This is a genomic window from Streptomyces alanosinicus, from assembly GCF_014650595.1.
GTDB classification, from domain to species: Bacteria; Actinomycetota; Actinomycetes; order Streptomycetales; family Streptomycetaceae; genus Streptomyces; species Streptomyces alanosinicus.
Genome location: NZ_BMVG01000025.1, coordinates 61,615 through 84,326, shown reverse-complemented (window position 1 = coordinate 84,326; position 22,712 = coordinate 61,615). Strand labels below are relative to the sequence as shown.

The 22,712-nt window shown below is 70.0% G+C and carries 22 protein-coding genes, 1 pseudogene and 1 riboswitch; of the genes and pseudogenes, 10 read left to right on the top strand and 13 right to left on the bottom strand.

Annotation, left to right across the window (positions count from 1 at the left end; genetic code table 11):
- Nucleotides 1-175: 175 nt before the first annotated feature.
- The 7 genes and pseudogenes from IE277_RS33570 to IE277_RS33540 all read right to left on the bottom strand — a co-directional run.
- Nucleotides 176-583: pseudogene (locus IE277_RS33570) on the bottom strand (ATP-binding protein); the annotation flags it as partial.
- A gap of 188 nt (nucleotides 584-771) precedes the next feature.
- The gene (locus IE277_RS33565; protein WP_189957506.1) at nucleotides 772-1,764 is read right to left on the bottom strand and encodes a helix-turn-helix domain-containing protein; all 993 of its coding nucleotides are present in this window, start codon (nucleotides 1,762-1,764) and stop codon (nucleotides 772-774) included.
- A 411-nt stretch (nucleotides 1,765-2,175) separates the two neighbouring features.
- Nucleotides 2,176-2,937 carry a hypothetical protein gene (locus IE277_RS33560; protein WP_189957505.1) on the bottom strand — a complete coding sequence of 254 codons (762 nt, stop codon included), beginning with the start codon at nucleotides 2,935-2,937 and terminating at the stop codon, nucleotides 2,176-2,178.
- Nucleotides 2,938-3,333: 396 nt separating this feature from the next.
- The gene (locus IE277_RS33555) at nucleotides 3,334-3,975 is read right to left on the bottom strand and encodes an RNA polymerase sigma factor (protein ID WP_189957524.1); all 642 of its coding nucleotides are present in this window, start codon (nucleotides 3,973-3,975) and stop codon (nucleotides 3,334-3,336) included.
- Nucleotides 3,976-4,091: 116 nt separating this feature from the next.
- Nucleotides 4,092-4,478 carry a hypothetical protein gene (locus IE277_RS33550; RefSeq protein WP_189957523.1) on the bottom strand — a complete coding sequence of 129 codons (387 nt, stop codon included), beginning with the start codon at nucleotides 4,476-4,478 and terminating at the stop codon, nucleotides 4,092-4,094.
- A gap of 179 nt (nucleotides 4,479-4,657) precedes the next feature.
- Entirely contained in the window at nucleotides 4,658-5,236 is a 579-nt protein-coding gene (locus IE277_RS33545; protein WP_189957504.1) for a hypothetical protein, read from the bottom strand.
- A 173-nt stretch (nucleotides 5,237-5,409) separates the two neighbouring features.
- On the bottom strand, nucleotides 5,410-7,065 hold the full coding sequence (locus tag IE277_RS33540; protein ID WP_189957503.1) for a beta-N-acetylhexosaminidase: 1,656 nt from the start codon (nucleotides 7,063-7,065) through the stop codon (nucleotides 5,410-5,412).
- A 154-nt stretch (nucleotides 7,066-7,219) separates the two neighbouring features.
- Here IE277_RS33540 and IE277_RS33535 point away from each other — a divergent pair, with 154 nt between their 5' ends.
- The 7 genes from IE277_RS33535 to IE277_RS33505 all read left to right on the top strand — a co-directional run bounded on the left by IE277_RS33535 (nucleotide 7,220) and on the right by IE277_RS33505 (nucleotide 12,772).
- Complete coding sequence (locus IE277_RS33535) at nucleotides 7,220-7,792, top strand: 2-oxo-4-hydroxy-4-carboxy-5-ureidoimidazoline decarboxylase (protein ID WP_189957502.1); 573 nt, start codon at nucleotides 7,220-7,222, stop codon at nucleotides 7,790-7,792.
- A 191-nt stretch (nucleotides 7,793-7,983) separates the two neighbouring features.
- Nucleotides 7,984-8,364, top strand: coding sequence for a succinate dehydrogenase, cytochrome b556 subunit (gene sdhC, locus IE277_RS33530; RefSeq protein WP_189957501.1), 381 nt, complete (start codon nucleotides 7,984-7,986; stop codon nucleotides 8,362-8,364).
- Nucleotides 8,365-8,369: 5 nt separating this feature from the next.
- Nucleotides 8,370-8,852: a succinate dehydrogenase hydrophobic membrane anchor subunit gene (locus tag IE277_RS33525; protein ID WP_189957500.1), complete on the top strand. Its 483-nt coding sequence runs from the start codon at nucleotides 8,370-8,372 to the stop codon at nucleotides 8,850-8,852.
- Between the two features lie 19 nt (nucleotides 8,853-8,871).
- Complete coding sequence (gene sdhA, locus IE277_RS33520; protein WP_189957499.1) at nucleotides 8,872-10,626, top strand: succinate dehydrogenase flavoprotein subunit; 1,755 nt, start codon at nucleotides 8,872-8,874, stop codon at nucleotides 10,624-10,626.
- Nucleotides 10,626-11,390 carry a succinate dehydrogenase iron-sulfur subunit gene (locus IE277_RS33515; RefSeq protein WP_189957498.1) on the top strand — a complete coding sequence of 255 codons (765 nt, stop codon included), beginning with the start codon at nucleotides 10,626-10,628 and terminating at the stop codon, nucleotides 11,388-11,390. Before sdhA ends, IE277_RS33515 begins: the two co-directional genes overlap by 1 nt.
- Nucleotides 11,391-11,534: 144 nt before the next feature.
- Entirely contained in the window at nucleotides 11,535-11,945 is a 411-nt protein-coding gene (locus IE277_RS33510; RefSeq protein ID WP_189957497.1) for a VOC family protein, read from the top strand.
- A gap of 47 nt (nucleotides 11,946-11,992) precedes the next feature.
- Nucleotides 11,993-12,772 (top strand): TetR family transcriptional regulator, encoded by a 780-nt coding sequence (locus tag IE277_RS33505; RefSeq protein ID WP_189957496.1) that lies wholly within the window; start codon nucleotides 11,993-11,995, stop codon nucleotides 12,770-12,772.
- Here IE277_RS33505 and IE277_RS33500 read toward each other — a convergent pair whose 3' ends face one another.
- Entirely contained in the window at nucleotides 12,773-14,317 is a 1,545-nt protein-coding gene (locus tag IE277_RS33500) for an ABC transporter substrate-binding protein (RefSeq protein WP_229882148.1), read from the bottom strand. It abuts the gene before it with no gap.
- Nucleotides 14,318-14,575: 258 nt separating this feature from the next.
- Nucleotides 14,576-14,815: an SCO4848 family membrane protein gene (locus IE277_RS33495; RefSeq protein ID WP_189957494.1), complete on the bottom strand. Its 240-nt coding sequence runs from the start codon at nucleotides 14,813-14,815 to the stop codon at nucleotides 14,576-14,578.
- 91 nt (nucleotides 14,816-14,906) lie between these two features.
- On the opposite strand from IE277_RS33495, the gene IE277_RS33490 reads away from it, so the two are divergent.
- On the top strand, nucleotides 14,907-16,130 hold the full coding sequence (locus IE277_RS33490) for a D-alanyl-D-alanine carboxypeptidase family protein (RefSeq protein WP_373310946.1): 1,224 nt from the start codon (nucleotides 14,907-14,909) through the stop codon (nucleotides 16,128-16,130).
- Here the strand turns inward: IE277_RS33490 and IE277_RS33485 are convergent.
- Nucleotides 16,078-16,998, bottom strand: coding sequence for a YihY/virulence factor BrkB family protein (locus IE277_RS33485; protein WP_189957492.1), 921 nt, complete (start codon nucleotides 16,996-16,998; stop codon nucleotides 16,078-16,080). The genes IE277_RS33490 and IE277_RS33485 overlap by 53 nt on opposite strands.
- 116 nt (nucleotides 16,999-17,114) lie before the next feature.
- On the opposite strand from IE277_RS33485, the gene dprE2 reads away from it, so the two are divergent.
- On the top strand, nucleotides 17,115-17,879 hold the full coding sequence (gene dprE2 / locus IE277_RS33480; RefSeq protein ID WP_189957491.1) for a decaprenylphospho-beta-D-erythro-pentofuranosid-2-ulose 2-reductase: 765 nt from the start codon (nucleotides 17,115-17,117) through the stop codon (nucleotides 17,877-17,879).
- An 18-nt stretch (nucleotides 17,880-17,897) separates the two neighbouring features.
- On the opposite strand, the gene IE277_RS33475 is transcribed toward dprE2, so the two are convergent.
- The 3 genes from IE277_RS33475 to IE277_RS33465 all read right to left on the bottom strand — a co-directional run bounded on the left by IE277_RS33475 (nucleotide 17,898) and on the right by IE277_RS33465 (nucleotide 21,265).
- Nucleotides 17,898-18,482 (bottom strand): 2'-5' RNA ligase family protein, encoded by a 585-nt coding sequence (locus IE277_RS33475; RefSeq protein WP_189957490.1) that lies wholly within the window; start codon nucleotides 18,480-18,482, stop codon nucleotides 17,898-17,900.
- A gap of 171 nt (nucleotides 18,483-18,653) precedes the next feature.
- Nucleotides 18,654-19,679 carry a tryptophan--tRNA ligase gene (gene trpS / locus IE277_RS33470; RefSeq protein ID WP_373310945.1) on the bottom strand — a complete coding sequence of 342 codons (1,026 nt, stop codon included), beginning with the start codon at nucleotides 19,677-19,679 and terminating at the stop codon, nucleotides 18,654-18,656.
- A gap of 134 nt (nucleotides 19,680-19,813) precedes the next feature.
- Nucleotides 19,814-21,265 carry a glycine hydroxymethyltransferase gene (locus IE277_RS33465; protein WP_189957488.1) on the bottom strand — a complete coding sequence of 484 codons (1,452 nt, stop codon included), beginning with the start codon at nucleotides 21,263-21,265 and terminating at the stop codon, nucleotides 19,814-19,816.
- Between the two features lie 32 nt (nucleotides 21,266-21,297).
- A riboswitch (ZMP/ZTP riboswitch) is annotated at nucleotides 21,298-21,386 on the bottom strand.
- 102 nt (nucleotides 21,387-21,488) lie between these two features.
- Here IE277_RS33465 and rocD point away from each other — a divergent pair.
- Nucleotides 21,489-22,712, top strand: a complete 1,224-nt coding sequence (gene rocD / locus IE277_RS33460) for an ornithine--oxo-acid transaminase (protein WP_189957487.1) — start codon at nucleotides 21,489-21,491, stop codon at nucleotides 22,710-22,712.

The following is a 22,712-nucleotide window of genomic DNA, read 5'->3' as shown; positions in this document are numbered from 1 at the left end:
CAGGGGAGTCGAACCCCTGGCATCCGCTCCGCAAACACAGAGAGGCTCCCTGGCAGCAACCACGACGCTCACACCACTCCCACCGCTCACACCACGCAGCCGGGTGTCGAACGCGTCATCGCCTGCGCGCCGGCTCAGCGAGAGCGGGGACCTTACCTTCCGTAATGGGTGGTCAATACAGGGCCAGAGTGGTGGCGGCGATGTCGTACCCCTGATCGGCGAGCAGGGCGCGGATGCGTTCCAGGCGTTCCAGGCGTTCCAGGTCACCAGTGCCCCGGCGGGCGGCGGTCGCCTTGGCCTCGCCCAGGAGCGCGATCCTCGCGCGAGGAGCCTGCGGGCTTTCGCCAGCGGCCAGGGCGATGACGTCGACCCCGTGCTTGGTCCGGGCGGCCTGATCGGCGACCTCGGTGGTGCCGACCGGACCGGGCAGTCCACCGGGCAGCAGGGTGTGGGCGTTACGGCGGGTGAAGTCGCGGGCCAGGTCCTCGAAGTGCGGTCCAAGGATCTTGGAGTTGAAGGTCGGAGCGGCCTGCTGCCACACCTGCTCGGCGAAACCCTGCTCCACGTCAGCCGCCTGCGGGAGCCGGCATCCACCGGAACCGGCTGAAGGCTTCCGTGCCGTTCCTGCCCGACGTCGACCCCAACGCCCTCGCGCCCTCAACCTGACCGGGGGCGGCACCGGCAACGCGGCTTGCCCACCTCACCGCCTGGCACCCGGTCAAGCCCTACATGGCTCAGGAAGCCAGGAAATTCGACTGACAGCAGCATGGCTCACCGTCCGCCGCTCGCGTGCAGGGCGCCATTCTCGACGTCGTCGACATGGACGATGACGTCGGGAATTTCCTTGAAATACATGAGGGCCTTGACGGAGATCTTATAGCTTCGTCCCGCCCTTGCTGCCGGGAAGGGGAACTGCCCAGCCCTGATGAGTCGATGCGCAGCAGACTCCGCGATCCCCATAACGCTTGCGGCTTCTCGGAGCCCGATGTACGGAGGGTAGAGGTCTGAGGCATAGTAGTAGAGGTTCGGGCCGGAAATCCGGGATCGGAGCAGCCTCGAAGTCGTCATCACCTGGCGAACCGACCCCGAACGGCGACCGGCGCGAAGGTCGTCATGAAAACCTCGAACGGCGTCGAAGTGCCCCAGCCTCTGAAACAGCGCCCCGATTCGCTCACCCCTGAGCTGTTCTGCGACATCAGCGTCACGGATACTGTTGACATCGATGATCGACGACGCCTTGAGCACGGAGTCCTGAGCAGGGATTTCCGACTGAATTAATAATTCGACGTCATCCATCGGGTACTGACCGAAGGTGGCGTTCCCGTACCGGAAGGCCACCTCGAAGGACGCCTTGACCATTCGGTCCCTGACGTGGCGCGGCGGAACGCCCTGAGCAGTGTCTTTCCATACCTCCAATGCGGTTACCGCCATAGCCGACCGGATCTCTTCACGCTCGACCTGGAAATCTCGGGAGATTTTCGTGGACAACGAACGGAAGCAGGGGACGATACAGTCGAGAATGACCAACCGCCACGTGTCATCGCCATCCAGATCGGACAACCTGCCTATAGCAATCATGGACTCCCACAGACGGGAACTCGCAGCCGACCGAACTCCCGCCGAGATCGCCTCATCGCGGAACTTTGAGTAAGTTGGATGCCGCTTGATATCACACTCCTTGACATCTCCCACGTGTACGCAAACCGGCCCTCCCCCGAGGATTTCCCGAGCTTTCCACTCGATACGATCGAAGACATCCGACACGATTTACCCCCTGGATCTCTGTCACTCGTCCGCGACCGAGTATGGGGGCCAAGAAAGATCCAAATATCCTTGCCGGACCGGGTCACCTAATCGTGTGAAGAATGTTTAGGTTTAGGTGTTTCTGATTTAACAGCGGACCCACCAGGGTCTCTCACTGCACCCATATCACCGGTCCCTTTACCTCAAGCACACAGCACCGGTCACGGCCGGTCGAAGGGACACCCTGGTATGCCGCGAACACCTCGGCCCTGTATCCCCACCTCGTTCGGCCGGCCACATCTCGCCGTGGCGACTGCGCCCGGCTGGAGGCCGGTACGCATGCGGTTGTGCCGTGCGCTCGCTCGCGGTCCCCACACCCCGGGCGAACTGGCCGGAGAGCCTCCTTCGCCAAGGCTTTGTCGCACCGTTCGGCTAGCCGCCGTTGGCGGCCTTCGCGCTTCCGCCGGACTGCTTCGCGTTCCCCGTGGCGGGCTTCGTGGCGCCGGCGACCGGCTTGGGCCTGGGCTTCGAATCGCCGCCGTTCGGCCCCGACTTGGTATTCGACTTGCTCGACTTGGCGCCGTTTCCTGCGGTTTTGCCGTTACCGGCTGTGTCGTTCGTCACCTGGGTCGTGCAGTAGGCCGCGACCCGGTCCGCGCCGCCCGCCGCCGCGACGAGCCGCTGCCAGGCCGTCGAGTCCAGGGCGCCGCCCCGGCCCCCGGCCCGCTCGTAGGTACGGCAGTGGGCCACGGTGTCCCGCGCGGTGGCCGGGTGATGCGGGCGTCCGGAAGGGCTCGGCGTCGCGGGGCCGGCGGACGTGCCGGGAGCGGCCGGCCGGTACGGGGTGCTCGCGGACGGGCGGGCCGAGCGGGGGGTGTCCGGCCGGGCGTCCGTGCCGGACCCGGCGGAGCCGATCGCCGCGACGGCGACACCGCCGAGCGCGAGGCTCGCGAACGCGACCGAGAACGTCGCCCTCAGCGAGCGCCCGCGGCGCGGTGCGGCGGGCCGCCAGTCGTCCCGGCGCCGGGTGCGCGCGGGCGACGTCCGCGTCTCGCGGGCGGCGCGGAACGCGGCCACCGCCCGGCGCTCCGCCTCGCCGGTGCCGTCCCCGGCGACGGCACCGGCACGCAGGGCGGCCCCGAGCCACGCCTCAAAGTCCGAGACCGCGTGGCCCACGTGGCCCGTGTGGCTCACACGGGCCGCATGGTCTGCGTAGCCTGCATGGTCCGCATGGTCCGCGTGGCCGGGATGGCCCACGAGGCCCGCATGGTCTGCGTCGCCCGTCTGCCCCACGTGCCCTGCCTGCCCCACATGCCCTGCCCTCGCCGCGTGCCCCGCCTGCCCCGCCTGACCTGCCCGTGCCGCGTGCCCCGTCTGGCCCGACCGTCCCGCGTCGTTGTCGTCCGGTGTCGGGAGGGTGCCGCCGGGGTGTCCGTGTCGGCGGCCGGAGGGGCCGTCGCCGTTGTGTCGTTCACCCATGCCTGTTCCCGTCCTCGTCCGGCGTGCCGGAGACGCGCGACCTCCCGGGCCTCGCGCGGAGTCCCGGACCGATGCCCCTCCCGTGTCCGTACGGGGGGCGGCCGGCGCCGTTCATGTCGACTCACCCAGCGTCCGGGGGCCGTCATCCGTCACACCCGCACCGCCCGTGTCCACCGCGCCCCGGGCATCCAGTTGCCGGGCGAGGCGTTTCAGCCCGCGGTGCGCGGCCGTGCGGACGGCACCGGGGCGCTTGCCGAGGACGCGCGCGGCGGCCGGGCCGTCGAGGCCGACGACCACCCGAAGCAGCACGGCCTCGGCCTGGTCGCGCGGCAGCGCCCGCACCAGCTCCAGGGCCCGCTCGGTGTCCAGCGACTCCAGGGCCTGGTCATGGGTGCTGAGCCGGCCGGGCAGCTCCAGCGCGTCCTGTTCGAGCGGCGCGGCCCGGGGCCGTACCCGCCGGCGGCGCAGATGGTCCAGGGCGCGGTGCCGGGCGATGGTCGCACTCCAGCCGCGGAAGCCCGCCCCGTCCCCCTTGAACCGGCCGAGGTCGCGGGCGATCTCCAGCCAGGCGTCGGAGGCCACGTCCTCGGCGTCGTCACCGACCAGACCGCGCAGATAGCCGAGCAGACCGGGCTGCACGATCCGGTACGCCACCGCGAAGGCGGTCTCGTCGCCGTCCTGGGCGCGCGCGATCGCCGCGCCCAGCTCCCCGTCCCGCGGCTGCGGGCGACGGGGTTCCCCTCGCTGGCCCAAGACGTCCTCGTTCGTGCCGAGTTGATGGCCACTGCGTGGCACGTCCCTCACGGTCCGACACGCTCCGGCCGTGTCTCCGCCCTCCACGGTGCTCAGCGCCGGGCCCCGCCGAAATGTCACAGCGACGCGGTCGCGTCCCGGCACAGCAGCCGCAGCGAGCCATGGCCGCCGTAGGCGCGGCGGGCCTCGTCGATGGGGTCCCAGAGCCGGCCGTCGGGGGTGCGCACCCAGTGGTCGCCGCCGGTCGCCCACCACTCGGCGCCGGCCTGGCGGACGATCACCTCACCGGCGTAGGCGCCGAAACCGCGCAGCGCGCTCTCGACGGCGGCGTACGGCGGCCCCTCGCGGCGTATCTCCTCGATCATCCGGTCCACCCGCCACAGGCTCTGTGCCGAGTAGTCGAGCCGGACCCGGGCGCCCTCGCGCATCGTCGCCACGGTGTCCGCGGCCCAACGCACGGGCTTGGCTGCGGCCGGCGGCCGGGTCTCCTGCTGTGGTGTCAGGTACTGGGCTGTCACATAGGGAAGAGCGACTGCGGCGGGACAACCGTCACTGCATTTGGAAACGTTTCGCCAACCGTCGCGGAACTACCCCACGTCCGCCCCACGACAGTCACAGGACCCGCTCGGCCGGAAAGGTTTGACCCCGCCGCGGGCAGTCCCGCGGCGGCACCCCGCGCCCGTCACACCCCCGGCTCCGCCCCGCTGCGCGCCCGGCGGGACACCACCGCGCGCAGCACCCGGCGCCCCTCGATCGACAGGTCCAGCGCGCGGCGCAGGCCATGCGGCCCGTGCTCGGCCAGCAGGTCCAGCACGGCCGTCTGCCGGCGCAGTTCCGCAGCGACCAGCGGCGGCAGCTCCGCCGTGTCCCCCGCCCGCCCGGCGTCGAGGCCGTCCGCGCCGCCGCCGTCCGCCGTACCGTCGGCCGCCGGGTCCAGCAACCGGTGCACCCGCAGCGCGGCGACCGAGCAGGCGTCCGCCCAGGGCCGTACCGCATCGGCGGTGCGCTCGCCCGGCGCCGCCTGCAGCATGCGGCGGACCAGCCGTACCGCCTCCTCGTCGCCGGCGCCCTCCGCGCCGAGCGTTCCTCGGGCCTTCTCCAGGCTCACACCCCAGTCGGAGCCGTCGGCGAGGCTCGCCCACAGGGGCCGCAGCAGCTCGTCGTCGGCGCCGAGCAGAGGCAGGCACCGATCAAGACAAGCCAACCCGCTGGCCGCCAGTCCGCGTTCGTCGGCCTGTGCGATCAGTTCCACCAGGCTCATGAAATGTCTCCCTTGCCAGGGCGCCGACTGGTACGGAGCCCGCACTTCCCCTTACTGCGTGCGGGGCCCTCCGGGTGTCACAGGGGGCGGCTACCGGGGTGGGGTGTTCAGTCGCAGGCCAGGTGCGGGTGGTTTCCGGTTCTTCGCGCAGTTCCCCGCGCCCCTGGGTCGGTTCAGCCGAGCTTGGCCGAAAGTCGTTGGAAGTCCGGCCAGGACAGCGCGGGCTTGTCCGGGTCCCAGAGTTTCTGGACCGTGGCCCGCAGGGGCAGCCGGATCCCCGCTGCGACCTGGGCCTCGGTCTGGGCGTTCGGGAAGTCGCACCAGACCGCGAACGAGCCGCCGAGGATCTGGCCGTCGTAGCTCGCCGGTACGGCACTCGTGCCGCGCAGCACCCGCGGATTCCACTGCTCGTAGATCCGCTGCCCGGTCGGGTAGACGAAGGTCTGCGGCTGGCCGAGGACGTAGTAGAGGAACTCGTCGTTGTAGTTGAGCATCTTGCGGCCCGTGCTCAGGTACTCCACGGGCTGCCGGGCGCCGATCTCCTTGCCGGTCCAGTAGGCGACCTGCAGGTCCCTGGCGGGCTGCACGGACGTACCCCGGTAGAAGCCGTCGTTCCAGGCCCGCATGGTCCTGCCGTGGGCGCGGACGGTGCCGGCGCGGTCGCCCAGCCAGCCGGTCGCGAGGTCGGAGACGGTGCCGCCGGCGCCGTACTTCTGCCGCGCGGCGGCCGCCAGCTGCGGGAAGGAGGCCTGCGGGTCCTTCACGGTCAGGGCCTGGTACTCGTCGCCGCCGAGGTGCCACTGACTGCCGGTGAACAGGCCCGCGTACTCGTTCAGCAGATCGTCGATGATCTTCGCGGAGCCGGGCTTGGAGATGTCGATCGCGCCCTTGGTGGCGACCCCGCTCGCATTGCGCAGCTGAAGGTCGGGGTGGGCGGCGAGGACGGCGCCGAGGTGTCCCGGCGAGTCGAGCTCGGGCACGACGGTGATGTGGCGGCTGTTCGCCAGGTCGACGATCCGCTTGACCTGCGCCTTGCTCAGATGGTCCGTGGAGACGATCTCGGGGTGGCTGCTGGACTCGATCCGGAAGGCCTGGTCGTCGGAGAAGTGCAGCCCCATCTCGTTGAACTTCAGGTCCCCCAGCTCGCGTATTCGGTCCTCGATCCAGGCCTCGCTGAACGGCTTGCGCGCGATGTCCAGCATGAACCCGCGCACCGGTTTGGCCGGTCCGTCCCGTACGACGCCCTCCGGCGCCGTACCGCCGCCGTGGACCTCCTGCTTCAGCGTGCGGGTGCCGTAGAAGACACCGGCCTCGCCGGGGCCGCTGATGTCGACCCGCCCGTCGCGCACGGTCATCGTGTACGACTCCGGGTTCCCGCCCCCGCCGCCGAGCGCGAGCCGGACGTCCCCCGCCCGCACATCGTCCTTCTGCCCGGCGTAGGCCAGCCCCAGCTCCCCGGCTATCAACTTCCCCTCGTCGGCCAGTTCCCCGTCGCTGACGACCACCCGGTCCGCCTTCTGCGGCTGCCAGCCGGGGCCGCGCGCCGCGGTGTGCGAGCGCACGGCGGGTATCGTGCGCGGCGCCCGGGAGAGCGGATAGGACTTGCCCGGCGTCGGACTCGCCGGCCGGGTGGCCGCGCCGGCGGTCTCGGCCACCCGGCCGGACGACGACTGCCGCGCACCCCCGTGCGACGCCCCGCCGCCCCCGCCCGACGAGGCCCACACGCCGACGCCCGCGCCGAGCGCGACGGTCCCGACGAACGCGGCGGCCACGACCGCCCGCTTACGTATCACCTGCTGCGCCGAAGCACGGCGCTTGTGCTGGGTCACGCTGCCAACGTACGACCGATCCGCTCGTCGTCCGTCATCCAGCCGTTCCGAAACTCTGCCGTTCGAGTGAATTTCAGGCGTCCCACGGACACATCGTGACCACTCTCGATAACCTGACGACACACCTTTCACAGCATCCCCTGCCACGCCACATGTGACGCGAGGACCCACGCTGCCCGCCCACCGCCTACCGCACCTTCCCAGGCCCCTCGACGCCTTCAACGCCGCCCCCGCCGCCGAGGCCCGGGCCCTGCTGCTGCACTGCCTGCACAGCCTGCGCTGGTCCGACCGCATCGCCGACCACCGCCCCTACCCCGACCTGGAGTCCCTCCTGGCCGCGGCGGACGAGGCGGCGTACGACCTGTCACCGGGCGACCTGTCGGAGGCCCTGGCGGGAGAATCCCTCCCCGACCTGCCCGAGGGCACCTACTCGGCGGCCCACATGGCCCTGAGCGCGGCCCACGCGGCCTACGAGGCCCGATTCGGACACGCGTTCGTCATCTACGCGGGGGACGTACACCCGGACGAGGCCCTCGACCGCATCCTGGAAGGCATCCGATCACGTTTGACGAACGATCCGGAGGAGGAACGGGTGATAGCGGCAGAAGAACTCCGCCGCCTGGCAAGAAGCAGACTGGCAGCCACCCTGAGGGGCGCGGGGCCCTGTCCGTCAGCGGCTCCGCCGCGGGGCGCGACCAGCCACAATGCACCCGCGGTCGGCAAATAACAGGACACCCCGTCCCCGTAGCCGCCCGCTCGCTCCCCCATCCGGTGCCAGTTTGATCACACCGGTAGGCCCCCCGTAAGCGGCAGCGCACCGCATGGATACGATGCTGGGGGCCGGTGGACCGTACCCGGCCGGGCCCGACCGACAGAGAAGCCGGCGCGGCCCCAATCCCCGCTCCCGGAGGGACTTCCGTGCCGGCTGGAACGCTGTACCGCGGCCGGGAAGGAATGTGGTCGTGGGTGGCTCACCGAGTCACCGGTGTCCTCATTTTCTTCTTCCTGTTCGTTCACGTCCTGGACACCGCTCTCGTGCGTGTCTCCCCCGAGGACTACGACAAGGTCGTAGCCACGTACAAGACCCCGATCGTCGGGTTGCTGGAGTACGGCCTCGTCGCCGCCATCCTCTTCCACGCGCTCAACGGCCTGCGCGTCATCGCCGTCGACTTCTGGTCGAAGGGCCCGCGCTACCAGAAGCAGATGTTCTGGACCGTGATGGGTGTCTGGGTCGTCCTGATGGCCGGCGCGATCTACCCCGTGCTCGGCCACGCCGCTCGTGTCCTGTTCGGGAGCTGACGCCGATGTCCACGACTGAAACCACCGCGTCCGGCGTCGGCCCCGTCGAGGGCGAGCCGCTCTACGACGTCGACAACCCGGCCCCGCTGATCGAGGCCCCGCGCAAGCGCACCAAGAAGACCCCGAAGTCGACCCGGGGCAACTTCGAGCTGGCGGCCTGGCTGTTCATGCGCCTGTCCGGCGTCGTCCTGGTCGTCCTGGTGCTCGGCCATCTGCTGATCCAGCTCGTGCTGGACGGCGGTGTCTCCAAGATCGGCTTCGCCTTCGTGGCCGGCCGCTGGGCGTCCCCGTTCTGGCAGGTCTGGGACCTGCTGATGCTCTGGCTCGCCATGCTGCACGGCGCCAACGGCCTGCGCACGGTCATCAACGACTACGCGGAGCGCGCGAACACCCGGCTGTGGCTGAAGGCTCTGCTCTACACCGCCACGGTGTTCACCATCCTGCTGGGCACGCTGGTGATCTTCACCTTCGACCCGAACATCCGCTAGGCACGGGGCTGCGAGAATCATGAAGATCCACAAGTACGACACCGTCATCGTCGGCGCCGGTGGCGCGGGCATGCGCGCGGCCATCGAGTCCACGAAGCGCAGCCGCACCGCCGTGCTGACCAAGCTCTACCCCACCCGCTCCCACACAGGCGCCGCGCAGGGCGGCATGGCCGCGGCGCTGGCCAACGTGGAGGAGGACAACTGGGAGTGGCACACCTTCGACACGGTCAAGGGCGGTGACTACCTGGTCGACCAGGACGCCGCCGAGATCCTGGCGAAGGAGGCCATCGACGCCGTCCTCGACCTGGAGAAGATGGGCCTGCCGTTCAACCGGACGCCCGACGGCACCATCGACCAGCGCCGGTTCGGCGGTCACTCCCGCAACCACGGCGAGGCGCCGGTCCGCCGGTCCTGCTACGCCGCGGACCGCACCGGCCACATGATCCTCCAGACGCTGTACCAGAACTGCGTCAAGGAGGGCGTGGAGTTCTTCAACGAGTTCTACGTCCTGGACCAGCTGATCACCGAGGTCGACGGGGTCAAGAAGTCGGCCGGTGTCGTGGCGTACGAGCTGGCCACCGGTGAGATCCATGTCTTCCAGGCGAAGTCGGTCATCTACGCCTCCGGCGGCACCGGCAAGTTCTTCAAGGTGACCTCCAACGCGCACACCCTGACCGGTGACGGCCAGGCGGCCTGCTACCGCCGGGGTCTGCCGCTGGAGGACATGGAGTTCTTCCAGTTCCACCCGACCGGCATCTGGCGCATGGGCATCCTGCTGACGGAGGGCGCCCGCGGTGAGGGCGGCATCCTCCGCAACAAGGACGGCGAGCGCTTCATGGAGAAGTACGCGCCGGTCATGAAGGACCTCGCGTCCCGTGACGTCGTCTCCCGCTCCATCTACACGGAGATCCGCGAGGGCCGCGGCTGCGGTCCCGAGGGCGACCACGTCTACCTGGACCTCACGCACCTCCCGCCGGAGCAGCTGGACGCCAAGCTCCCGGACATCACCGAGTTCGCGCGGACCTACCTCGGTATCGAGCCGTACACGGACCCGATCCCGATCCAGCCGACCGCGCACTACGCGATGGGCGGCATCCCGACGAACGTCGAGGGCGAGGTCCTTCTCGACAACACCACGGTCGTCCCGGGTCTGTACGCGGCCGGCGAGGTCGCCTGTGTCTCCGTGCACGGCGCCAACCGGCTCGGCACCAACTCGCTGCTGGACATCAACGTCTTCGGCCGCCGCGCGGGCATCGCCGCCGCCGAGTACGCCCACACGGCGGACTTCGTCGAGCTGCCGGAGAACCCGGAGTCCCTCGTCGTCGAGCAGATCGAGCGGCTGCGCGAGTCCACCGGCAACGAGCGGGTGGCCACGCTCCGCAAGGAGCTGCAGGAGACCATGGACGCCAACGTCATGGTGTTCCGCACCGAGCAGACGATCAAGACGGCCGTCGAGAAGATCGCCGAGCTGCGCGAGCGCTACAAGAACGTCTCGGTCCAGGACAAGGGCAAGCGGTTCAACACGGACCTGCTGGAGGCGATCGAGCTGGGCAACCTGCTCGACCTGGCCGAGGTCATGGCCGTCTCCGCCCTGGCCCGCAAGGAGTCCCGCGGCGGTCACTACCGCGAGGACTACCCCAACCGCGACGACGTCAACTTCATGCGCCACACCATGGCGTACCGCGAGGTGGGCGACGACGGCGCCGAGTCCATCCGTCTCGACTACAAGCCGGTCGTCCAGACCCGCTACCAGCCGATGGAGCGTAAGTACTGATGGCTACCCCTGTTCTGGACAAGGTGGAGGCGGAGGCCGCGGCCTCCTCGCACCTGATCACGGTCACCTTCCGGGTCCGCCGGTTCAACCCGGAGGTCTCCGCGGAGGCGCTCTGGGAAGACTTCCAGCTGGAGATCGACCCGAAGGAGCGTGTCCTCGACGGCCTCCACAAGATCAAGTGGGACGTCGACGGCACCCTCACCTTCCGCCGCTCGTGCGCGCACGGCATCTGCGGCTCGGACGCGATGCGGATCAACGGCAAGAACCGTCTTGCCTGCAAGACGCTGATCAAGGACATCAACCCCGAGAAGCCGATCACGGTCGAGCCCATCAAGGGCCTCACGGTCCTGAAGGACCTGGTCGTGGACATGGAGCCGTTCTTCCAGGCGTACCGGGACGTCATGCCGTTCCTGGTCACCAAGGACACGAACGAGCCGACCCGTGAGCGGCTGCAGTCCGCGGAGGACCGCGAGCGCTTCGACGACACCACCAAGTGCATCCTGTGCGCCGCGTGCACGTCGTCCTGCCCGGTGTTCTGGAACGACGGCCAGTACTTCGGTCCGGCCGCGATCGTGAACGCCCACCGCTTCATCTTCGACAGCCGTGACGAGGCGGGCGAGCAGCGCCTGGAGATCCTCAACGACCGTGACGGCGTGTGGCGTTGCCGGACGACCTTCAACTGCACGGACGCCTGCCCGCGCGGTATCGAGGTCACCAAGGCGATCCAGGAAGTGAAGCGCGCGCTGATCACGCGCCGTTACTAACCTTCACGGGATCTTCACTGGTCCTCCTGAAATACCTCAAGGGTCCCGCTTTCGATCCTCCGGAAGCGGGGCCCTTGGGCGTTTTTGCCGCATTTCGCCACGCTGTTGACGAGTTTCGCCACTCGACGGTTCTAATCTGACGACATGTCAGACGAAGAGTCGTACGAACTGCTCGGATTCGACAACGTGCTGCTGCCCGTTGGCGACCTCGGCGAGGCTCTCGCCTTCTACGAGCGGGCCGGATTCACCCTGGGGTTCCGGTTCGACGAGGCCGGGATCGCTCAGCTGAAGGTCGGCGGGGAGACGCCCGGGATCCTGTTGCGCGCCGAGTTGGCGCTGGGGCACCGCCCGCCGCCGTGGCACTCACCGCACATCTGGCTGGAGGTGCCGGACGCGCGGGCCGCGGCGCGGGAGCTGGCCGACGCCGGCATCACGCCACTGGACGAGGTGTTCCAGGAGGCCACCGGCTGGACGGTGGAGATCGCCGACCCCTGGGGCAACGTCATCGGCTTCACGGACTACACCAAGCGCCGGGAGCTGGGCCGCAGGGGCTGAACCGGACTGGTCGGAGAGTGCCCCCGGCACTCGTTAGGCTCCTTGGTGTGCCCGCGAACAGTGACGGTCCCGAGGCGGCCGGTGCCCCCAGCAGCAAGTCCGAGCAGACCCGCGCGCTGATCCTGGAGACCGCGATGCGGTTGTTCCAGGAGCGCGGGTACGACAAGACCACCATGCGGGCCATCGCCACGGAGGCCGGTGTCTCCGTCGGCAACGCCTACTACTACTTCGCGGGCAAGGAACACCTGATCCAGGGCTTCTACGACCGGATCGCCGCCGAGCAGCAGGCCGCGGTCCGTGAGGTCCTGGACCGGGAGACCGACCTGGAGGCCCGGCTCGCGGGCGTGTTGACCGTATGGCTCGACATCGCCCGGCCCTACCACGAGTTCGCCGTGCAGTTCTTCAAGAACGCCGCCGATCCCGACAGTCCGCTCAGCCCCTTCTCACCGGAGAGCGAGCACGCCCGCGAGCAGGCCATCGCCCTCCACCGGGAGGTGCTGGCCGGCTCCCGGTCCAAGGTCGCGCCCGAACTGCGGGACGTCCTGCCGGAGTTGATGTGGCTCGCCCAGATGGGCCTGGTGCTGTACTGGATCTTCGACCGCACGGAGGACCGCGAGCGCAGTTACCGGCTGGCCCGCCGTGGCGCCCGGCTGACCGCGCGCGGGGTGGCGCTCGCGCGCTTCCGTGTGCTGCGCCCCCTGGTCCTGGAGGTCCATGAACTGTTCACGGACTTCCTGCCCGGCATGACGAGGGCGCTGCCGGACCCACGGACCAAGGGGAACAAGGAGACCAAGGAGCGTACGGAGACGACGGGGACAGAAGGCTGATCAGATCCACTGCAGACGCCACAGGCGGAAGACGCCCGTGCCGTCGTCCAGATACTGGCCGCCGCCCACGTCCTCGGTGCTGACGACGTACTCCTTGCGCTGCCACAGCGGGATCAGCGGGACGTCCTGGGCCACGTCCGACTGGATGTCCCTGAAGTCGTTCACGGCCCGGCTGCGGTCGGCGTACTGCTGGCTGTCCTGGACGAGATGGTCGACCACCTTGTTGCTGTACCCGGTGCTCATCGTGGAGCCGGTGCCGACGAGCGCGGCGCCGAAGGTGTCCGGGTCGGGATAGTCGGCCACCCAGCCGACCGCCCACGCGTCCATCTTCCCGGCGGCCCAGCGCTTCTGGAAGTCGGTCCACTCATAGCCCCGGACGTCCACCTTGAACAGGCCGCCCGCCTCCAGCTGCTTCTTCAGCGCCGCGGCCTCCTCCTTGCCCGCGCCGCGGCCGATGCCGTAGCCGAAGGTGAAGCGCACCGGCAGGCTCACCCCGGCCTGGGCGAGCAGCGCGCGGGCCTTGCCGGCGTTCTGCGCCGGGTAGCTGTCGAAGAACGACGTGGTGTGGCCGGTGATGCCGGTCGGGATCAGCGAGTACAGCGGGTCGACCGTGCCCTGGTAGACCGTCGCGGCCAGCTCCTCGCGGTTGACCAGCCAGGCCAGCGCGCGGCGCACCCGCACGTCGTGCAGCGGGGAGTTCGCGCGGGTGTTCAGGTACAGGTTGCGGGTCTCGGCGCTGTCGGACTCGGTGACGCGCTTGTCGGGGTCGCTCGGGTTCAGCCGCGAGAGCACATCCGGCGCCAGGTTCCGGGTGGCGACGTCGATCTGCTGGTCCTTCCAGGCGCTGTCGAGCTTCGCGGAGTCGGTGTAGTAGCGCAGCTCGACGGGGCGGCCGGTGCCGCCGAGGTAGCCCTTGTAGCGGCTGTTCGGGGCGAGTTCGGCCCGCTGGTCCTTGGTGTACGACGTCAGCGTGTACGGGCCGGTGCCGTCCACGGTGGTGCCGGTGCGCAGGGAGTCCGCCGGGTAGGTGTCCTTGTCCACGATCGAGCCGGCGCCGGTGGCGGCCTTCAGCGGGAAGGTGGCGTCCGCGGACGACAGATGGAAGGTGACGGTCCTCGCGTCGTCGGCGCTCACCGAGGCGAGCGTGGAGAACAGCGAGGCGGGCCCGAGATCGGAGTTGATCTTCTTGACCCGGTCGAAGGAGTACTTCACGTCCTCGGCCGTCATCGCGCGCCCGCTCGGGAAGGTGATGTCGGTACGCAGCGTGCACCGGTAGGTCCGCAGACCGCTGTCCTGAAAGGCACAGCTCTTCGCCGCGTCCGGGACCGGCGCGACACCGCCCGGCTCGAACGTCAGCAGTGACTGGAAGACGTTGCTGAACAAGGCCCAGGAACCGGCGTCGTAGGCGCCTGCCGGGTCCAGGTCCGTGACGGCGTCCGTCGTACCGACCGTGATCGTCTTGTTCTTGTTCTCCTGCGACGGCAGCAGCTGCCAGCCGCCGATTCCCACGACCGCGAGTACGAGCAGCGTCACGAGAATGCGCATGCGAACAGATCGCATGGTGGTGCCCTCCCCAGGCCCCTTACGGGCCCTACCCCTGGCCCAGCACGATTGAGCCACTCCCCCAAGTGACGCGGCTCACCTAATCACACCTGTTTCAGCTGGGGGAAGGGCTTTCTGACCAGTTGTGCGAGAACTTACCGAGGCGTTGTTTCCGCCGGGTTTCACAGCGTCTTCACTGGCGTGGGAGCGGTTCCGGCCAGAGGGAGGGTTTCCGCCGGGAGGGAGGACGGGGTCATGCCGCTATGACATGCGGCGCAGTGCGCGCAGTCCGCGCAACCCGATGCCGCCGATGACCGTCCCCAATACGAAGGACACGACAGCCAGCAGCAGGTGGACCCAGAAGTACGCGGTCGGGTGACCGTGATCGAAGGCGAGCCCGCTGCTGTCCTTGACGAGATTCTTGACGAAAGTGACCCAGATGATCCAGCTCCACACCCCGAAGGCGAGCAGGAACCAGGAGACGGGACGGCTGAGCTTCATGGAGCCAGTATCGCCGTCCCCTGTCCGGTTCCGTGTCGGGGGTGGGGTGGGAGGCGGGACTTCACGGTCTGCCACCGGTACGTTCTCGTCCGTGCCCGCACCGCAGCGGACCGGCCGGCGTTCCCTGCTGGTCACCTCCGCCACCCTGCTGTCCCTGTCCGCCACCGCGCCCGCCGCCCTCGCCGCGCCGACCCCCTCGACGAGTCCCACGGCCACACCCCCGGCGCGGATGTCGACCGTGGGCGGCGAACGGCTCGGCCAGCCCGGCACCCAGGTGAACCTCGCCTCGGGTGTGCCCGTGCTGCCCAAGGACATCACCGCCCGCTCCTGGATCGTCACCGACGCCGAGTCCGGCGATGTGCTGGCCGCGCACAACGCGCACTGGCGGCTGCCGCCGGCGAGCACGCTGAAGATGCTGTTCGCGGACACCCTGCTGCCCCGGTTCCCGAAGACCATGGAGCACAAGGTGGCGCCGTCCGACCTCGCGGGCATGGGCGACGGCTCCAGCGTGGTCGGGATAAAGGAGGGCCACAGCTACAACGTCCACGACCTGTGGCTCGGTGTCTTCCTCCGCTCCGGCAACGACGCCGTGCATGTGCTGTCGGCGATGAACGACGGGGTCGCGCGGACCGTGCAGGACATGCAGGCGCACGCCGACGAACTCCAGGCGCGGGACACCCATGTGGTCAGCCCCGACGGCTACGACGAGCCGGGGCAGCTGTCCTCGGCGTACGACCTGACGCTGATCGCCCGCTCCGGACTGCAGAAGAAGGACTTCCGCGACTACTGCTCGACCGTGCACGCCAAGTTCGGCGACAACGAGATCCGGAACACCAACCGGCTGCTGAGCGGCGACGCCGACGTCCCCGTCTACCAGGGCATCGCGGGTGTGAAGAACGGCAACACCACCAACGCGGGCGCCACGTTCACCGGCGTCGCCGAGCGGAACGGCAGGGTGCTGCTGGTCACGGTGATGAACCCGGAGAAGCACGAGCACAACGAGGTCTACAAGGAGACGGCCAGGCTGTTCGACTGGGGCTTCAAGGCGGCCGGCAAGGTCAATCCGGTGGGCGAGCTGGTGCCGCCGAAGAGCGCGCTGCCGAGCCCCGCGCCGTCCGGGTCCGGTGCCTCGGCCGGGATCCACGGCTCCGGTTCCAAGCCGGTGACCGGCGCCACCGCCGAGTCCGGCGCCGGCGGTGTCGGGATCGCCGCGGGCATCGCGGGCGGGGCGCTGGTGCTGCTCGCGGGCGGGGCGTTCCTGATCAATCGCCGGTGGCCGCTGCCGGACCTGATGCGTCGTCGGCAGCGTCCGTGACATCGGCGCGTTCGCTCTCCGGGCGCCCGGTCGCCGTCCAGGCGGCGCAGAACAGGACCAGTTTCGCGGTGAAGTTGATCCACAGCAGCAGCGCCACGGGAACGCCGAACGCGCCGTACATGCTCTTCGCGGCGACTCCCTGGATATAGCCGCTCAGCAGCAGCTTGAGCAGTTCGAAGCCGACCGCGCCGAGCAGCGCGGCCACCACCAGGCGGCGGCGTGGCGGCTCGACCCCGGGCAGCAGGGTCAGGACGTAGAGCAGAACCAGGAAGTCGGCGAGCACGGCGACGGCGAACGCGGCGATCCGCAGCAGCAGGCTGCCCCAGCCGTACTGGGCGAGGCCCAGATGGCGTGAGACGACGCCGACGGCGGCCGAGGCGAACGTGGACGCGGCGAGCGTGACGAGCAGGGCCCCGCCGAGGCCGAGGAGGATGCCGGCGTCCTTGCCCTTGGCGAGGACCGGGTTCTCCTTGCGGTCGGGCAGCTCCCACACCGCGCGCAGACAGGCCCGCATCTGGCCGACCCAGCCGATGCCGGCGAACAGCAGCGCGGCGCCCGCGATGACACCGACGGTGCCGGCGTTGTGGACGAGCGAGGACAGGTCCAGCTGGTCGGAGACGACGCCGGGGAACTGCTCGGCGATCTTCATCTCCAGCGTCTTCTGCCGGTCCGGGCTGAGCGTGGCGGCGCTGATCGCGGCGGCCACCGTCAGCAGCGGGAACAGCGCCACGAAGCTGATGAACGTCATGGCCGCGGCGAGCCGGGTCCACTTCACCCGGTCCAGCCGCTCGTAGCAGTACCACGCGTGCGTCTCCGTCAGCCGGGCGACGAGCGGCCCGATGCCGGGGAGTCTTTTCAGCCAGTCCATGATCCGTTCCTGCCCCGGATGACGCGCTCGTATGACATCCCACTAATCGCCCATTGTGCGGAGTGCGCGAATGTTCAGTAACTAACCACCTATATAGGGGCGATACGGTCACCGACATGCCTGGATCCACTGTCCCGTTCGGTCTCCCCCAGTCCCTGCTCGTCCTCGGCGGCACATCCGAGATCGCGCTGGCCACCGCGCGCCGGCTGATCGCCCGGGGCGCGCGCACGGTGTGGCTGGCGGGCCGCCCCTCGCCGGCCCTGGAACAGGCCGCCGCGCAGCTGCGCACGCTGGGCGCGGACACCCGCACCGTCGCCTTCGACGCCCTCGACCCCGAGTCGCACGAGACGGCCCTCGGCAAGGTCTTCGCCGAGGGCGACATCGACCTGGTGCTGCTCGCCTTCGGCATCCTCGGCGACCAGGCCCACGACGAGCGCGACCCGGTACGCGCCGTCCGGGTCGCCCAGACCAACTACACCGGAGCCGTCAGCGCGGGCCTGGTCACCGCCCGCGCCCTGCAGACCCAGGGCCATGGCTCCCTGGTGGTCCTGTCCTCCGTCGCCGGCGAGCGGGCCCGCCGCGCCGACTTCATCTACGGCTCCAGCAAGGCCGGCCTGGACGCCTTCGCCCAGGGCCTGGGCGACGCCCTGCACGGCACCGGTGTGCATGCCATGGTCGTACGCCCCGGACACGTCCGTACGGCGGCCATGGCCGGCCGGGAGCGGATCCCGCTCGCCACCACTCCGGAGGCCGTGGCCACGGCCATCGAGCTGGGGCTGCGCCGGCGCTCGGAAGCGGTGTGGGTGCCGGGCGCGCTGCGGCTGGTGATGACGGCGCTACGGCACATCCCGCGGACGCTGTTCCGCAGGCTGCCGCTGTAGGCCGGCGGGCCCGGGGAGCTACAGGCTCGCGATCGTCCCGCGTTCGATGTCCGCGCTGCCCGGTTGCGGCGGTACCACCGACACTCCGAACGTGTACTCCCGCAGCTTGCGCCAGATCAGATCGGTGCCCTGTTCGTACAGCGCGAAGCCGGTGCACGGCCACTGGGCGTCGAAGCCGGCCAGCTCCTCGAAGGCGCGGTCCATCGCCGCCTCGTCGATGCCGTGCGCGACGGTGACATGCGGGTGGTAGGGGAACTGCAGCTCGCGGGCCAGCGGCCCGGACGCCGCCCGCACCCGCTGCTGCAGCCAGGCGCAGTCCTCGGCGCCCTGGACGACACGGACGTAGACCACCGGGGACAGGGGACGGAACGTACCGGTGCCCGACAGGCGCATCGGGAACGGGCGGCCGGCCCCGGCGACCTCGGTGAGATACGCCTCGACGGCCGCCAGCTCCGACTGCGCGACCTCGGTCGGCGGCAGCAGCGTGACATGCGTGGGGATGCCGTGAGCCGCGGCGTCGCCGAAGCCCGCGCGCCGCTCCTGGAGCAGGCTGCCGTGGGGCTCCGGGACCGCGATCGACACGCCGATCGTTACGGTCCCCACGTCGTCTCCTGTCGTCGCGTCTGTCGTCTTCTCGGCCGTCTCGTCCGGGCCGTCGGCTATCGACTGTACGGCTATGGATGTCCTGTGGGCAGGCGCAGCGGAAGTGATGTGCAGCGCTCCGCCCACTCGGACGTGTGTACGGCCGTGCGCCTCAGCGCCGGTGCGTGCGTCTCAGTGCTTCGCCGGCAGGAATCCGACCCGGTCGTAGGCCTGCGCCAGCGTCTCCGCGGCGACCGCGCGCGCCTTCTCCGCGCCCTTGGCGAGGATCGAGTCGAGCGTCTCGGAGTCGTCCAGGTACTGCTGGGTGCGCTCACGGAACGGCGTCACGAAGTCGACCATGATCTCGGCCAGGTCCGTCTTGAGGGCGCCGTACATCTTGCCCTCGTACTCCCGCTCCAGCTCGGCGATCGGCGTGCCGGTGAGCGTGGAGTGGATGGTGAGGAGGTTCGACACGCCCGGCTTGTTCACCGCGTCGTAGCGGATCACGGTGTCCGTGTCGGTGACGGCGCTCTTGACCTTCTTGGCGGTGGTCTTCGGCTCGTCGAGCAGGTTGATCAGGCCCTTCGGCGTGGACGCCGACTTGCTCATCTTGATCGACGGGTCCTGCAGGTCGTAGATCTTCGCCGTCTCCTTGAGGATGTACGGCGCCGGGATCGTGAACGTCTCGCCGAACCGTCCGTTGAAGCGCTCGGCCAGGTCACGGGTCAGCTCGATGTGCTGGCGCTGGTCCTCGCCGACCGGCACCTCGTTCGCCTGGTACAGCAGGATGTCGGCGACCTGCAGGATCGGGTACGTGAACAGGCCGACGGAGGCGCGGTCGGCGCCCTGCTTGGCGGACTTGTCCTTGAACTGGGTCATCCGGCTCGCCTCGCCGAAGCCGGTGAGGCAGTTCATGATCCAGGCGAGCTGAGCGTGCTCGGGGACATGGCTCTGCACGAACAGCGTGCAGCGGTCCGGGTCCAGCCCCGCGGCCAGCAGCTGGGCGGCGGCGAGCCGGGTGTTCGACCGCAGCTCCCGCGGGTCCTGCGGGACCGTGATCGCGTGCAGGTCGACGACCATGTAGAACGCGTCGTGGGACTCCTGCAGGGCCACCCACTGGCGGACGGCGCCGAGGTAGTTGCCGAGGTGGAACGAGCCGGCGGTGGGCTGGATGCCGGACAGCACGCGGGGTTGGTCAGCGGAGGCCATGTCGCCCATTGTCTCATCGGCTGAGGGTGGGATCGGCCCGTGAGGTGGGGGGTGGTTCGGGTGCGTCGGGGACTGCGGACCATCTGTGGTTGCTCGCGCAGTTCCCCGCGCCCCTTCAGGTTGGCCGCCCCTTGGGGCATTGATCAGCCGAGGTCGATCTCCGGGTAGAGCGGGAAGCCGGAGACGAGGTCGGTCGCCCGGTGGGAGATCTCGTCGGCGATCTTCTCGTCCAGGACGTGGGCGGCCTTGCTCGGGGCGCCCGACTTGGTGGTGCCCGGTTCGGTGGTGGTGAGGACGCGGTCGATGAGAGCGGCGACCTCGTCCATCTCCGCCGTACCCAGGCCGCGGGTGGTCAGGGCCGGGGTGCCGATGCGGATGCCGGAGGTGTACCAGGCGCCGTTGGGGTCGGCCGGGATGGCGTTGCGGTTGGTGACGATGCCGGAGTCCAGCAGGGCGGCCTCGGCCTGGCGGCCGGTGAGGCCGTAGGAGGTGGCGACGTCGATCAGGCTGAGGTGGTTGTCCGTGCCGCCGGTGACCAGGGTGGCGCCGCGCCGCATGAGGCCCTCGGCGAGGGCGCGGGAGTTGTCGACGATGCGCTGGGCGTAGTCCTGGAAGGCGGGCTGCCGGGCCTCGGCGAGGGCGACGGCCTTGGCGGCCATGACGTGCGGCAGCGGACCGCCGAGGACCATCGGGCAGCCCCGGTCGACCTGGTCCTTGAGGGAGTCGTCGCACAGCACCATGCCGCCGCGCGGGCCGCGCAGCGACTTGTGGGTGGTGGTCGTGACGATCTGGGCGTGCGGGACCGGGTCGAAGTCGCCGGTGAAGACCTTGCCGGCGACGAGGCCCGCGAAGTGGGCCATGTCGACCATCAGGGTCGCCCCGACCTCGTCGGCGATCTCGCGCATGATCCGGAAGTTCACCTGACGGGGGTACGCCGAGTAGCCCGCCACGATGATCAGCGGCTTGAACGCTCGGGCCTGGGCGCGCAGGGCGTCGTAGTCGATCAGGCCGGTCTTCGGGTCCGTGCCGTAGGAGCGCTGGTCGAACATCTTGCCCGAGATGTTCGGGCGGAAGCCGTGGGTGAGGTGGCCGCCGGCGTCCAGGGACATGCCGAGCATGCGCTGGTTGCCGAAGGCCTGGCGCAGCTCGGCCCAGTCGGCCTCGGAGAGGTCGTTGACCTGGCGGGCGCCGGCCTTCTCCAGGAAGGGGGCCTCGACCCGGTGGGCGAGGACGGCCCAGAAGGCGACGAGGTTGGCGTCGATGCCGGAGTGCGGCTGGACGTAGGCGTGGCGGGCGCCGAAGAGCTCGCGCGCGTGCTCGGCGGCCAGCGCCTCCACGGTGTCGACATTGCGGCAGCCGGCGTAGAAGCGGCGGCCGATGGTGCCCTCGGCGTACTTGTCGCTGAACCAGTTGCCCATCGCCAGCAGCGTCGCCGGGGAGGCGTAGTTCTCGGAGGCGATCAGCTTGAGCATCTCGCGCTGGTCGGCGACCTCCTGACCGATGGCGTCGGCGATGCGCGGTTCGACGGCGCGGATGACGTCGAGGGCGGCGCGGAAGGCGGTGGACTCGGTGGAGAGAGACTGCTGCTCAGGCATGAGGACCTCCGGACGGTGTGCGTACAGCGTTCACGTTCGGCCCAGGCGCACGGCACACATCACACTCGGGCCGCTCCCCGATGGTCCGTCCCATCCCAGCGCGCCAGTCACGGCCCGCTGATCAGCCTACCGGGCGTGTCCGGCGTGGCAGGCCCTCGTCCACCATGCGAGCGAGGATAAGAAGGAGCCCACCGTCGTGTTCCCGCCGGATCCGGGAGAGGCCATGACCGCTGCTGAGGACGCTGAAGACCTCGTCGCCGCCGCCGAGGCGCACTGCGCGCCCACCTACCGCCCGCTGCCGGTCGTCGTGGCGACGGCGGAGGGCGCGTGGCTGACGGATGTGGAGGGCCGGCGGTATCTGGATCTGCTGGCCGGTTACTCGGCGCTGAACTTCGGGCACGGCAACCGGCGGCTGGTCGAGGCGGCGAAGGCCCAGCTGGAGCGGGTGACGCTGACCTCCCGCGCCTTTCTGCACGACCGGTTCGCCGCGTTCTGCACGGAGCTGGCCGAGCTGTGCGGCATGGAGATGGTGCTGCCGATGAACACCGGCGCGGAGGCGGTGGAGAGCGCGGTGAAGACGGCCCGGAAGTGGGGGTACCGGGTGAAGCGGGTGCCCGCGGAGATGGCGAAGATCGTGGTCGCGGCCGGCAACTTCCACGGTCGTACGACGACGGTCATCAGCTTCTCCACCGACCCGGAGGCGCGCGCGGACTTCGGGCCCTACACACCGGGGTTCCAGATCGTGCCGTACGGCGATCTGACGGCGATGCGGGAGGCCCTGACGGAGAACACCGTGGCGGTGCTGCTGGAGCCCATCCAGGGCGAGAACGGGGTGATCGTGCCGCCGGCGGGCTATCTCCCGGCCGTCCGGGAGCTGACGCGGGAGCGGAACGTGCTCTTCGTCGCCGACGAGATCCAGTCGGGGCTCGGCCGGACCGGGCGGACCTTCGCGTGTGAGCACGAGGGCGTGGTGCCGGACATGTATGTGCTGGGCAAGGCGCTGGGCGGCGGGATCCTGCCGGTGTCGGCGGTGGTGTCGAGCGCGGCGGTGCTCGGCGTGTTCCGGCCGGGCGAGCACGGGTCGACGTTCGGCGGGAACCCGCTGGCCTGCGCGGTGGCGCTGGAGGTGATCGCCATGCTGCGGACGGGCGAGATCCAGGCGCGGGCGGCCGAGCTGGGCGAGCGGATGCACCGGGCGCTGGCGCAGCTGCCCGCCACCGGCGCGGTGACGGCGGTCCGCGGGCGTGGGCTATGGGCGGGCGTGGACCTCGCGCCGAGGGTCGGTACGGCACGGGAGGTGTCGGAGCAGCTGATGGACCGGGGTGTGCTGGTGAAGGACACCCACGGCGCCACCCTGCGGCTCGCTCCCCCGCTGGTGATCTCCGAGGCGGACCTGGACTGGGGCCTGGAGCAGCTGGCGGCCGTGCTGGGTGCCGAGCCCAGGTGA